The sequence below is a fragment of the Kribbella sp. NPDC051936 genome (genome assembly GCF_040680955.1).
Taxonomy (GTDB): Bacteria; Actinomycetota; Actinomycetes; order Propionibacteriales; family Kribbellaceae; genus Kribbella.
The window spans coordinates 185,223-197,548 of sequence record NZ_JBFAXS010000003.1; the positions used below are offsets into that span (position 1 = coordinate 185,223).

Here is a 12,326-nt window from a genome sequence, read left to right on the forward strand (position 1 = left end):
CACCTACTCCTCACCGACCGCGGCGAGCTGCCGCGGCCTGTCGATCGGGTCCAGGCCGACCGGCCGGGGCGGCGCGCCCACCGCGCGATCAGCGATCGTCCGTGCGATCTGGGGCGCGAACTTGAAGGACATCCCGCCGCACGCCGCGTACGTCCAGACGCTGCCGCCGCCGTACGACGACAGCAGCGGTCCGCCGCGCGCACGCTCGGCGAGGTAGTAGCCGTCGGTGGCGTCGGTCACCGCTGCCGGATCGAAACCCGGGAGCACGTCGGCGAACACGGTCATCAGGTGTTCCCGCCAGCGGTCGGGAGTGGTCCGGTCGGTCATCTCGCGGGTCGGCCGGCAGGCGCTCGCGGCGCTCAACCGCAGCGGTGCGTCCGCGTGCGGCACCGTCGGCATCAACCAGGCGTCGCGATCCGGCCCGAGGCCGAGCACCGCGGGCAGTCCCACCCACTCCGGTTGCCGGTACGAGAGCACGGTCTGCCGATACAGCGTGAGCGTCGAGGCGATGACGCCCGGCACGAGCTCACGCGACCAGGGACCGGCCGCGATCACGACCCGGTCGGCGGTCGCGGAGTCGCCGTCGGCGAACCGGATCACGCCGCCGCGGCCGCTCCCGGACACCTCGACGACCCGTCGGTGCGGATGCAACCGGACATTCGGCCGGTCGCCCAGCCAACGTGCCAGCGCGATCAGGGCCCGGTCGGCGAGTACGGCGCCCGCGGTGGCCTCCAGTACGGCGCCGGAACCGGCCGGGAAGCGCACCTGCGGATACCGGCGGGCCAGCTCGTCCGGCGCGAGGCCCCACGCCCGCGCGCCGGCGGCGGTCAGCAGCGCGAGCGATGCCGCCGCCTCCGGCTCCGGCATCGCGGTCAGCGCCCCGGCCGGGTGGTAGAACCGCGCGCCGACCAGTCCCTCGACCTCCATCCAGGCCTCGTGGGCCTGGGCGGCCGCGAGCGTCAGCGCTGGTTCGCCGCGATGCAGCGCGCGCACCACCCGGAGCCGATCGTTCGAGGTCGCCAGGGGCGAAGGGATCGGGCCGGCGTCGAACAGGTCCACCTGCTCGACGCCGGCCGCGCGACTGCAGTCGATCGCGGTCAGCAGTCCGATCACGCCGCCGCCGACCACGGTGATCCGCATCGGGATCACCGACCTCCGGCGAGCTCGGCGTCCGCCGTACCGGCCGCCAGCAACGGCGGCACGAACGGCGTGACCTCGGCGAGCTCGAAGGATCCGGTGACCAGCACCCCGGCGTCCGGCAGTTCGTCGAACGCCCCGGCCTCACCGGCCGCGGCGGCGAGATCGATGAGCAGCGGCGACGCCACCGCGAGCAGGGCCTTCACCTCGCAGAACAGGTCTCCCCAGGCCTCCGGCTGCTCGTCCAGACCGGTGCCGTCGAGCGTCAGCGCATGCCGCCGTAACCGGTCGATATGGACCAGCACCGTGTCCGCCGAACGGTTCAGGTTGAACGTCGGCATCTCGTACCCGAGGTCGAACCGGTCGCGCATGAGCGCGACGCGCTGCCGTGCGGCGGCCGAGACCGGCAGCCGCACGCTGTCGCCGCCCGCGTTCGCAACCGCCTTGGCGAGAACGCCGGCCAGCTGGTTCCACGGGCCGACCAACCGGTCCTCGGCCATCTTGTCGAGGCCCGCCCGGCTGAACGTCGACCGCTGGTACTCCGGGGCGGTGAGCGCCAGGTAGAGCCGGGCGACGTCGCGCGGCACCTCCTCGAGCAGTTCCTCGGGCGTCAGCACATGTCCTTTGCTGGTCGAGAACTTCGAGCTCTCCAGCTCGTAGAACTCGTTGTTGATGATCGACTCCGGCCAGACGTACTTGTCGCCGTGCGCCATCAGCATCGCGATGTGCGGCAGGCAGAAGTAGTACGCGTTGTCGAAGCCGAGGAAGTGCACGATCCGCAGGTTCGTCGTGGGATCCGCAGCCTTGCGCCACAGCTCGCCCGGCACGGTGTCCCGGCCGAGCTTCGCGGCGGCGTACGACGTGGTGAACATGCCGGCCGGGATCAGCTCGAGCCAGGCGTTCAGCACCTGCCCGGGGACCTCCGGGAACTGCGGGTCGATACCCCAGTTCAGCGGGAAGGTGATCGGCACGTCCTGCAGCGGCCGGGACAGCAGCTCGGCGATCATCTGCCGAACGTGCGGGCGGCGGTGCTCTTTGAGGTTCTCGTGGTACGTCGTCAGCTGCTCCCGGAACTCCTCCAGAGGCAGCACCATGATGGTGGCCTCGCGGTAGGTGAGCTTGTCCTCGGGATTGATCGTCGAGTGCGGGTTGATCAGCTGGTCGAAGTTGTTCGGGTGGCAGCAGGTCTCGCAGAGCCCGCCGCGGCTGGTCGTCAGGCAGACCGGGCAGTCGCCCTCGATCAGGCCCTCGACCATGAACTCGCCGGTCCGCTCCAGATACGGCAGGCGGACGGTCTTCAGCCGGAACACCCCGGCCGCGTGCAGTGCACTGAAGTACTGCAGCACGGTGGCCTTGTAGGTCTGGTCGAACGGGCCGAACCCGTCGATCGAGATACCGATCGCGCTCAGCGCCTCCTGGATCTTCGCGGTCGAGCGCTTGCACAGCTCCTCCGGCGTGATGCCTTCCCGGCCCGCCGACGCCACCACGTAGGTCTGGCTGTCGTCGGTCTCGGACGTGAAGATCACCGTGCGGCCGCGGGCCCGCTGGTACCTGGCGTAGACGTCGCCGGCCAGGTACGGACCGGCGATGTGCCCGAGGTGCATCCCGCCGTTCGGCGTCGGGTTCGGGCCGAGGACGAGAACCGGGCGGTCGTCGTCGGACGGCAGGGGTCGGGTCATTGGCTGGCTCCTACTCGCTCGGCGGACTCGATGGCCTCGGCGGCCCGGCCGTTCTCGTCGACCTTCGCGGCCGCCTCGACGGCGAACCGCTCGGTGTCCGAGCCGGCGTACTCGGCGAGGAACTTGTGGGACATCTCCGGGTCCCACCAGATGCTGCAGAAGACGAAGTCCTCGTCGCCGGTGTTGTGCACCCGGTGCAGCTGGCCGGGCGTGAAGTACGAGACGTCGCCCGCGCGGAACGGCTGCCGTTCGCCGCCGCACTCGACGACGCACTCACCGGAGACGGCGACGAAGATCTCCTGCTCGTGGTGGGTGTGCAGCTTGGAGACCGTTCCCGCCCGGCAGACCGCGTAGCTGAGCTCGAAGGGCGCGTTCAGCACCGGCCACGGCTGCAGGCGCTGGGTGTCCACGCCGTACTCGTGCAGCAGGTTGTCGCGATCCAGCCGGGAGATGTGTACGACCATGGCTACCGTCCCGAAATCTGTTCGTAGGTGTCCGGACCGTCCTTGGAGTGCCGGGTCTCGATGACTGCCTTGTGCGGATCGCCGGCCAGGATCAGGTCGATCACCGGCGTCCCGCCGGCGGCGCTCTGCACCGAGCGGCTGTAGAGCACGCGCAACTGGCTCGGTGTGAGTCCGCTGATCCGCTCGAGCTCGGCGTCCAGCGCGAGGTCGTCGCCCGCGCCGGCCAGCAGGCTGTGGATCTCGTCGAGGCGGTCGGACAGGTGCGGGTGCTCGCGCTCCAGGAACCGCTCCAGTCCGGCGCCGTGCCCGGCGAAGGGTGAGTACGTCATGCAGACCAGGTGATCGCCGGTGAGCCCGAAGGTCTGCAGCGCGTACTCCTCGGCGGCCTTCCGCATCCGGGCCGGGGCGTCCGGGCTGTCGTACCGGGCGCGCATCATCTCCACGAGTTGGTCGGGGATGTCCTTCTTGCGCATCAGGCCGAGCGCGAACTCGACGTACTCGGCCAGGCCCTCGTCGTACGACCGCTCGAACACGCGCTCGGCCTTGATCCCGCGCAGGTGCGCCATCAGGGCCGGGTTCGCACAGTCGGACTCGGTGAAGCTGAACGCGAGGTCGTCGAACTGGAAGCCGAGGAAACCGGTCAGCATGTCGAAGTGGTCGCCGGCCCGGTACGCGGTCTCGCCGTAGACGGTGAAGAACTTCAGCCGGTCCGGGACGTCGGTGCTGACCCGGCGCTCGCTGATAGCGTCGTCGGCGTCCGCTCCGTGGATGTCCGCGAAGTACGCCTGCGAGATGTCGTCGAGCTGGCCGAGGATCCGGCCGAACCCGTTCCCGCGCGCCCGCGGCCGTACGGCCGGGCCGGTGCGCAACCGGCGCGCCAGCCGCCCGACCCAGAAGCTGTACTGATGCTGCTCCTGCGGCGAGTCGCCGGTGATCAGCACGTCGGCGCCGTCACCGTAGGCGGCGGCCAGCCCGAACGCGTTGAAGACGCTCAGGTTGCACGAGTTGCAGAACGTCGGCCGGCCGTCGGCGAACGTGCGGTGACCGGTCATCAGAATGTCCAGCCGGTTGCGCCGTACGACGTGTTCGCGCTGCGGGGAGTCGACGTAGAACTCGCTGATCTCGTCGCCGTCCACCAGCAGCAGCTCGCAGTCCGGGTCGTCGAAGAGTTCCAGCGCGCGGTACTCGCGGTCGATGTTCTCCATCACCGCACGCGGCATACCCGCGTGCCGGTTGGTCGCCACCCGCATCCGGAACGTACGGCCGTGGACCCGGTCCAGGATCAGCTGCATCGCCCGGACGAACGCCAGCGTGTACGAGCTGTCCTTGCCGCCGCCGAACGCCACCAGCACCAGGTTGCGCTCCAGCTCGGGTTGATGCGGCAGCTCCGCCAGGAGCTGGCCGCTGCACCGCAACGCTTCGTCCATGACGCCGGGCGGCATGGCTGCACGCAGACCTGTGAACGTCCGGTCCCGGGCCTGTGCCAGGCCGGGCGGACGGTCCAGTTCGAGTGTTGTCATCCGGTTCTCCTCGCGGGCTGGGGCTATTCCCATCCGTTAGAGCCCGGCCGGCCCGTTGGCTGATACAGCCGCCGCCGGGATCCGCTCCCGGTGCGCGACGATGTCCCGGCAGATCTCCTCGGACCGCTGCGCCAGCACACTGAGCAGCGAGTCGGAGATGCCGTGGGTCTCCTCGTTGACGCCCTGCAGGTAGCAGGCCGCGCTGCTGCCTTCGCCGCCGGCGCCGTTGAGGTCCAGGCGGTACTGCCGGGTGACGTCGACGCGGTCCAGGCCGAGATCGTCGGCCAGATCCCGCACCAGCCGGGGCATCCGGGTGTCGAAACCGGTGCCGAGGAAGATCACGTCGCGGCGCAGCTCGGTGACGGCTCCGGTCCGCCGGTCGGTGAGCTCCAGCACCAGCTCGTCCTCGGCTTCGTGGGCGGCGGTGATGTCGACCATCGTGATCAGGCGCCGATCGGTGCGCTGCTGGAAGTGGTCCAGGTACAGGTCGGCGTACAGGTGCTCGAGCATCGGAGGAGTGACGACGGAGTAGTTGGTCCGGTACAGCTCACGGAGGATCTGCTCCCGCGCGTGCGGCGGGGCGTCGAAGAACTCGTCGACGAACGACGGGTAGTACATCTCGTTGGTGAACTTGCTGGACTGGTCCGAACTGAGCCCGATGGACCGCATCAGCCACGCGATGTCGCTGTCGGGCAGATCGTCACGCAGCGCCCGGAACATCTCGGCGGCGCTCTGCGAACTGCCCAGCACCGCCACCCGGTACGGCAGGTCGCCGGACAGCTCCGCCACCCGGTGGCGGTACTGCGTGCTGTGGATGACGCGCTCCGGGGGCAGGCCGGCGAGCTCCGGCGGGATGTTCGGTTCACGGCTGCCGCCGTACACCAGGTATCTGCTGGTGATCGTCGTACCGTCGGCGAGGCTGGTGACCCACCCGGTCACCGCGCCGGTGTCGTCGCGCCGCGCGCGCACCCCGCGGCACTCGCACCCCAGCCGGATCTGGACCCCGGTGAGTGATTCCGCCACCCAGCGCAGGTACTCGGTGAACTCGACCCGGTACGGCGTGAAGGTGCTCATGTTCACGAACTCGTCGAGCCGGCCGGTCTCGAACAGATGGTTCAGGAACGAGAACCTGCTGCTCGGATCCCGCTGGGTCACCAGGTCCTTGAGGAACGACACCTGGCTGGTCGCCCACGGCATCAGCATGCCGGACTGCCACTCGATCGCCGGGTTGCGGTCGATCAGCAGCGTGTCCGCCGCCAGATCAGGCGCCAGCTCCTCGAGCGCCACCGCCAGCCCGAGATTCGACGGCCCCGCACCGATCGCAAGCAGTTCGACTTCCACAGAGTTGTGTTCTGACATCCGCGCCGCCTTCGTCTCAGATCACCATCACCTCCCTTCGAGAGCCCGACACAGCCGGCCGTTGATACACCTCCCTGACCAACCCCACCCGGACAGCCGGCCACAAGAGGCTTGGCACCTGCGGTGACGACGCCCGTGCGAACGGGCTCGAGAGGCAGCGCGCCAGGCGTGGGTGGGGTGGTGCCTGTTCGGGTGGGGGAGGCGGCTCGCGGGCTAGGTGAGTCCGGACCAGGGGGCCGGTGGGGTGGTGGTGAAGAAGTGGAGGATGCTGAGCAGGCGGCTGGCGGTTGGGGCGGTCCAGTGGCGTTGGCCGGGCCAGGGGGCCGCGGAGAGTTTGGCGATGGCCCAGGACAGGTGGAACCAGACGACGCCGGCGGCGAGTTCCTCCTCGGACTCGGGCGGCTGGGCCCGCCGGAGGTAGTCCGGAAGCAGCACGGCGACCTGCGCGAGGGGGAGCTTGGCGAACTCCATGGCCCGCGGCGCCCACGCCGCGTCACCCCAGTCGATGAGCGCTCGAAGGTCTCCGTCCGGCCCGGCGAGAAGGTTGTGCGCGGCAACATCTCCGTGAATCAGCACCTTGGGCCGACTCCTGTCGATCCGCTCCGCGAGCCGCGTGAACCACCCGCTCAACCAACCAGCCGTCCCCACATCCACATACCCCCGCTCACCAAGCTCCTCAACAGTCCTCCACGGATCCCCCCACCCCTCCTCACCCAACCCCACCAAGCCCAACCCACCTAGGTGTGGGGCGCGGTGGAGTTGGTGTAGGTGGGCCAGTTGTTCGGCTAGGGCGGCGGGGAGGGTGGTGGGCTCGGTGCCGTGGATGCGTTCCATGACCGCGTACGGCGCGTCGATCAGGTGGTGGGTGGCGTCGTACTCGACCATCGCGGGGGTCAGGACGCCGGCGGCGCGGGCGGCGGGTACGACGTGGGTTTCCTTCAGGAGGTCAGGCTCGAAGCCGGGGCGGCACACTCGGAGGAACAGGTTCTCGCCGAGGACAAACCCCCGGTTGGCCACCCCACCGGCGACCTCTTTCACTTCGGCAGGGTCGACGCCGTGGCGCCGGGCCACGGCGGCTACACCGGTCAGGAAGTCGAGTTGTTCAGCCAATCCACAGCTCCGTCGTCGGGCGCGATCCTCCGGCCGGACCCCATGCGGCCGCCGGCGGCATTCACCGAGTTTGATGTACTGCGGGTGTGCGTGTCGATGTGAATCCGGAGGCCGTCGGACGGCGGGAGTTCTATGCGCTGCTGAACTCGGTGGTCGTCCCGCGGCCGATAGCGTGGGTATCGAGCCTGTCCGCCGGCGGCGTGCTGAACCTCGCGCCGCATTCGTTCTTCACCGTCTCGTCCGTGCAGCCGCCGATGGTGCAGTTCACCTCGGTCGGCCGGAAGGACAGCCTGAACAACGTCGAGGCGACCCGTGAGTTCGTCGTGAACTTCGCCGCCGAGCACCTCTACGAGCAGGTGAACGCGTCCGGCACGAACTTCCCGCCGGAGGTCTCCGAGTTCGAGGCGATCGGGGTGACCGCCGAGCCGTCCCGGACGGTCGCCGTGCCCCGCGTCGCGGAATCGCCGGTGGCGCTCGAGTGCACCCTGCACACCACCCTCGAGCTCGGCGACTGCACGCTGGTCATCGGCCAGGTCCGCCATCTCGCGATCGACGAGACGATGCTGGACGGCAACCACCCCGACATCCATCGCCTCCGCCCCCTCGCCCGCCTGGGCAAGGACGAGTGGACAACCCTCGGCGAAGTCCGCTCCATCACCCGGATCCGCTACTCCGACTGGCCCGGCCACTTCGAGAAACCGGATGGAGACAGCCCCGCAGGCTGACGAAGACACCGCCAGAGCTTGCCATCAGCAACTTCCTCATGACCGGCCACGCGCCGGTGGCGGCTCCCGAGTGGCGAGAAGCTTCGTCAAGGACTCGAGCTCCGGGGACAGGCGGAGCGGGGTGTGGTCGGGGAGTGCGGTGGTGGCGGGGTGCCAGGTGAAGTCGGGGCTCACGAGGTAGACGTCCGGGGACAGCGGGCCGGGGTCGCGGGAGTGGCAGCGGGCGGCGACGTTGAGCAGTACGCCGAGGGCGGGGATGACCGTGAGGTCCTCGATCACGTGCAGCAGCAGCGTGTCCCGGGCCGGGACGGCGGCCAGGAGTCCGTGGGGCGCGTGCTGCAGGTGCAACGACTCGCGGAGGACGGTGTCGAGGACGAGTGCGCGGGAGGCGGCGAAGGCTGTCCCGGTGACGACGGCCAGGCGGAGGTCGTCGTGCTCGACATACTCGACCTCGTCCTGGATGCGGCGGAGGTTGGCGAGGCCGAAGCGCTCGGCGTCGGACCAGGTGAGATCCAGGTCGGCGGGCTCGAGGTACATCGTCACGATGCCGTCGGTCTGCGTGGACGGCACGGAGATCAGACCGGGCAGGAAGTCGGGTCGATCCGCGGTCCAGTCGGGCGGTAACGCGTCGCGCGGGACCAGCCGCTGGATCAGCTCGCGCTCGGGGTCGGCCGGTGGCGTCGGTGGGCCTTCGCGGAGTTGCTCCAGGATCTGGCGGAAATGTTCCTCGATCAGCGCCGGCCAGCTGTGCTCGTCGAAGCGGGACAGGATCCGCGCGAGGTTGCTCAGCCCGAGCACGGGGGTGTCGGCCGAGTGGTCGGCGGGCACGAGCGCGGCGCCGCCCTCGTAGCGAACGGCGACGCCGAGGTCGGCGGCCGTGCGCAGGGCGAGGTGCACGAGCCGATCGGCCTGTCGCCGGGACAACGGCGGCAGCACCGGGTCAGGAGAGCTGGTCTCGGGAAAGTCGTTGCTCTGGGCATGTTCAGTGGTGTCGGTGGGCATCGGCGGACCTCCTTGTCGGCAGAGAAGTCGGCAGAGAAGGTACGAGGATCGGGGCGTGCCGGAGCATGCGAATCCATGCCTGTGGACAAGCCGTCGGGATACTGTGCGGCAGACCCAGGTCCAGCAACCAAGGAGTGCGCATGTCCAGCAGCCCGTCGTCGCGGCCGACCTCGGAGACGCGGCTGTCGCTGTCGCACCTCACCGCGCAGAACGAGACGAACCTGCTCGGCACCGTGCACGGCGGCGTGATCATGACGCTGGTCGACTCGGTCGCCGGCGTGGTCGCCGCCCGTCACTCCGGTGGTGCCGCGGTCACCGCGTCCATGGACGAGATGGTGTTCCTGGTCCCCGTGCGCGTCGGTGATGTCGTGCACTTCAGCGGGCAGGTGAACTGGACCGGCCGGAGCTCGATGGAGGTCGGCGTCCGGATCACCGCCGACCGCTGGGACGCGGTCGGCCCGCAGGTGCACGTCGCGTCGGCGTACCTGGTGTTCGTGGCCGTGGACGAGGAGGGGAAGCCCCGCGAGGTGCCGCAGGTGGTGCCGGAGACCGACGAGGACCGGCGGCGGTTGCGTGAGGCCGAGATCCGCCGCAGCCACCGGCTGGCGCGCCGCGCCGCGATCATCGCCTCCCGCGAGGAATCCCGATGAGCGTTCTCGCGCACGCCCGGCGGAACCCGTCCGCCGTGCTGCTCGTGGTGCAGTTGCTCGGCGTACTCGTCTACCCGGCGATGGAGGGATCGCGCCCCGGCCGCGTCGCGTTCGAGATCCTCGGCATCGTCGTCCTCGTGCTCGCGGTCTTCTCGGTCCGCGCGACCCCGGGGCTCACCTGGGTCAGCGTCTGCCTGGGCATCCCGGCGGTGGCGCTGTCGCTGCTCGACGCGTTCAACCCGACCGAGCCGGTGGTCGCGATCTCCGGCGCGCTGCACGCGGCCTTCTACTTCTACGCGGCCTACAGCCTGCTCCGCTACATGCTCTCCGACCACGACGTCAGCGTCGACGAACTCTTCGCGACCGGCGCCACCTTCACCCTGGTGGCCTGGGGCTTCGCCTATCTGTACGTGTTCGTCCAGGTCCTCGTACCAGGCAGCTTCACGGCGGCCGTTGATCCCGCCAACGGCCGCACCTGGATGGAGCTGCTCTTCCTGAGCTTCACCACGCTGTCCAGCACCGGTCTGAGCGACATCGTCCCGATCACGTCCTGGAGCCGCTCGGTCGTCATGCTCGAGCAGCTCGCCGGGCTCGGGTACGTCGCGATGGTCGTGTCCCGTCTCGTCGGCCTCACGATCACCAAGCGAAGCAACACCTAGCTCCGGGGCCACCCCGCCAGCAGATCGGCCGCCGCCCGGGCCGCGACCTCCGGCGCCGACGTCATCGCGGCGACCCGGTAGCTGACCAGGGCGCCTTCATGGAGGAGCAGCAGCCGGTCGGCCAGCTCGCCGGTGTCGGCGAATCCCGCCGCGCGCGCCTGCGCCTCGAACTCGGACCGCATCCAGCGCTTCTGACCGACGATCACCGGCATCGCCGGATGGTCCGGCGCGGCCAGCTCCACACTCGCGTTGATGAATCCGCACCCGTTGCGCGAGCCGGCCAGCCAGTCCGTCAGCGCGGCGAACAACGCCAGGATCACCGCCTCCGGCGTGGTCGGGTTCCGCGCGGTCAGCTGTTCGTCGAGGAACTCGTGCCAGGCGCGGTCCCGCCGCTCGAGGTACGCCGCGATCAGCCGGTCCTTCGATCCGAACCGGTCGTACAGCGTCTTCTTCGTCACGTCTGCCGCCGCGGCGATCGCGTCGACCCCGACGGTTCGGATCCCCTGCTCGTAGAACATCGTCGACGCGGCCGCCAAGATGCGCTCGCCGGCCGGCGTCAGCCGGGGCGCGGCGGGAATCTCCCGGTCCACGATCAGTCTCACCTGCTGGTCGAGCATACTGACAGTATACCGACCGGTGTGGTTACCGTCCTTGCATGACCACGCAGAAGGCGCTCACGCTGGCAGCCGGCACCGGGTTCGTCGTGTTCTGGAGCTGCGGCTTCATCGGCGCCCGCTGGGGGACGCAGTACACGAACGCGTTCGACCTGCTCGCCTGGCGGTTCCTCGTCGCGGGCGCGATCGCCGCGGCGGTGCTGGCGATCCGGCGGCCGCGCATCTCCCGCCGCGACCTCGTGACCCAGGCCTGGATGGCGTTCCTCACCCAGTTCGTGTACTTGGGGCTGATCTTCACCGGTATCGACCACGGCATCACGGCCGGTGTCACCGCGCTCATCGGCTCGCTCCAGCCGCTCCTGATCGCGACCGTCGCCGGACCGCTCCTCGGCGAGCGCGTCAGCCGGCGTCAGTGGCTCGGGCTGCTCCTCGGTCTGGCCGGCGTCGCTCTGGTGGTGGCCGAAGACCTCCACGCCGGGCACGGCTCGGCGCTGCTCTTCCTGCTGCCGATCGGCGGTCTGCTCGGTCTGGTCGCAGGCACGTGTCTCGATCGGCTCCGCAAGCCGGCCACGACGTCGCTCGATGCGCTGGCGGTCCAGAGTCTCGCGTCAGCGGTCCTCTTCGCCGCCCTGGCCGCGTCGACGGGCCGGATGAGCGTGCCCGCTGCTCCTGGCTTCTACGGTGCGGTGTTCTGGCTGGTGCTGCTGGCAACTGGTGGTGGTTGGGGTTTGTATCTGGTCAACCTCAAGCTGTCGGGCGCAACGCGCATCAGTTCGCTGCTGTACCTGGTGCCGCCGACCACGATGGTGTTCGCGTTCCTGCTGTTCCACGAGACGATCGGCGGACTCGCCGTCGTCGGCATGCTGGTGTGTGCTGCCGCCGTACTGCTGATCCGGCTCGGGCAGCAAGTACGCTGCGGGGATGGTGGAACCCCGGTGGCTGGATCAGCAGGAGAGTCACGCCTGGCGTGCGTACATCGCGGCGCAGCGCGTGGTGAGCAGCCGGATCGAGCAGCAGCTGCAACGCGACGCCGGAATCCCGCACACGTACTACGAGATTCTCGTCCGGCTGTCCGAGGCGCCGGGCAATCGGTTGCGGATGAGTGAACTCGCGGTCGCCACGCTCGGCTCCCGCAGCCGGCTGTCGCACGCGGTCAACCGGCTCGAGCAGAACGGCTGGGTGAAGCGCGAGGGCATCGAGTCCGACCGCCGCGGCCAGGTCGCGATCCTCACCGAGCTCGGCCGGCAGAAGCTGGTGGACACGGCGCCCGGCCATGTCGAGGAGGTGCGCAAGGCGATCTTCGACGCGCTCACCCCCGAGCAGGTCGAGCACCTGTACGACGTCTGCGCGACACTGGCCCGGCATTCCGGCGACACCGTCGACCGTGCAGCGTGGGAGCGGACCTGA

General features: G+C 69.7%; 13 protein-coding genes. 5 read left to right on the top strand and 8 right to left on the bottom strand.

Annotated elements, in window-relative coordinates:
• Positions 1-3: 3 nt before the first annotated feature.
• From AB0L64_RS11070 to AB0L64_RS11095, 6 genes are all read right to left on the bottom strand, one after another.
• Entirely contained in the window at positions 4-1,140 is a 1,137-nt protein-coding gene (locus tag AB0L64_RS11070; protein WP_363710006.1) for an FAD-binding oxidoreductase, read from the bottom strand.
• Positions 1,141-1,145: 5 nt separating this feature from the next.
• Positions 1,146-2,816, bottom strand: coding sequence for a class I tRNA ligase family protein (locus AB0L64_RS11075; protein ID WP_363710007.1), 1,671 nt, complete (start codon positions 2,814-2,816; stop codon positions 1,146-1,148).
• The gene (locus AB0L64_RS11080) at positions 2,813-3,280 is read right to left on the bottom strand and encodes a cupin domain-containing protein (RefSeq protein ID WP_355695648.1); all 468 of its coding nucleotides are present in this window, start codon (positions 3,278-3,280) and stop codon (positions 2,813-2,815) included. The genes AB0L64_RS11075 and AB0L64_RS11080 overlap by 4 nt, the downstream gene beginning before the upstream one ends.
• 2 nt (positions 3,281-3,282) lie before the next feature.
• The gene (locus AB0L64_RS11085; protein WP_363710008.1) at positions 3,283-4,800 is read right to left on the bottom strand and encodes a PqqD family protein; all 1,518 of its coding nucleotides are present in this window, start codon (positions 4,798-4,800) and stop codon (positions 3,283-3,285) included.
• Between the two features lie 36 nt (positions 4,801-4,836).
• Complete coding sequence (locus AB0L64_RS11090; RefSeq protein ID WP_363710009.1) at positions 4,837-6,159, bottom strand: SidA/IucD/PvdA family monooxygenase; 1,323 nt, start codon at positions 6,157-6,159, stop codon at positions 4,837-4,839.
• Positions 6,160-6,372: 213 nt separating this feature from the next.
• Entirely contained in the window at positions 6,373-7,230 is an 858-nt protein-coding gene (locus AB0L64_RS11095; RefSeq protein WP_363710525.1) for an aminoglycoside phosphotransferase family protein, read from the bottom strand.
• A gap of 125 nt (positions 7,231-7,355) precedes the next feature.
• Between AB0L64_RS11095 and AB0L64_RS11100 the strand changes: the two genes are divergently transcribed.
• Positions 7,356-7,994, top strand: coding sequence for a flavin reductase family protein (locus tag AB0L64_RS11100; protein ID WP_363710010.1), 639 nt, complete (start codon positions 7,356-7,358; stop codon positions 7,992-7,994).
• 36 nt (positions 7,995-8,030) lie between these two features.
• Here AB0L64_RS11100 and AB0L64_RS11105 read toward each other — a convergent pair whose 3' ends face one another.
• Positions 8,031-8,996: a hypothetical protein gene (locus tag AB0L64_RS11105; protein WP_363710011.1), complete on the bottom strand. Its 966-nt coding sequence runs from the start codon at positions 8,994-8,996 to the stop codon at positions 8,031-8,033.
• A 140-nt stretch (positions 8,997-9,136) separates the two neighbouring features.
• Between AB0L64_RS11105 and AB0L64_RS11110 the strand changes: the two genes are divergently transcribed.
• Together AB0L64_RS11110 and AB0L64_RS11115 are read left to right on the top strand one after the other, a co-directional pair.
• Complete coding sequence (locus AB0L64_RS11110; protein WP_363710012.1) at positions 9,137-9,646, top strand: acyl-CoA thioesterase; 510 nt, start codon at positions 9,137-9,139, stop codon at positions 9,644-9,646.
• A complete protein-coding gene (locus tag AB0L64_RS11115; protein ID WP_363710013.1) occupies positions 9,643-10,305 on the top strand; it encodes an ion channel in 663 nt (220 codons plus the stop codon). Before AB0L64_RS11110 ends, AB0L64_RS11115 begins: the two co-directional genes overlap by 4 nt.
• On the opposite strand, the gene AB0L64_RS11120 is transcribed toward AB0L64_RS11115, so the two are convergent.
• Positions 10,302-10,922 carry a TetR/AcrR family transcriptional regulator gene (locus tag AB0L64_RS11120; protein ID WP_363710014.1) on the bottom strand — a complete coding sequence of 207 codons (621 nt, stop codon included), beginning with the start codon at positions 10,920-10,922 and terminating at the stop codon, positions 10,302-10,304. The genes AB0L64_RS11115 and AB0L64_RS11120 overlap by 4 nt on opposite strands.
• Before the next feature lie 38 nt (positions 10,923-10,960).
• Between AB0L64_RS11120 and AB0L64_RS11125 the strand changes: the two genes are divergently transcribed.
• Entirely contained in the window at positions 10,961-12,025 is a 1,065-nt protein-coding gene (locus AB0L64_RS11125) for a DMT family transporter (RefSeq protein ID WP_363710015.1), read from the top strand.
• Positions 11,913-12,326: a MarR family transcriptional regulator gene (locus AB0L64_RS11130; RefSeq protein ID WP_363710016.1), complete on the top strand. Its 414-nt coding sequence runs from the start codon at positions 11,913-11,915 to the stop codon at positions 12,324-12,326. Before AB0L64_RS11125 ends, AB0L64_RS11130 begins: the two co-directional genes overlap by 113 nt.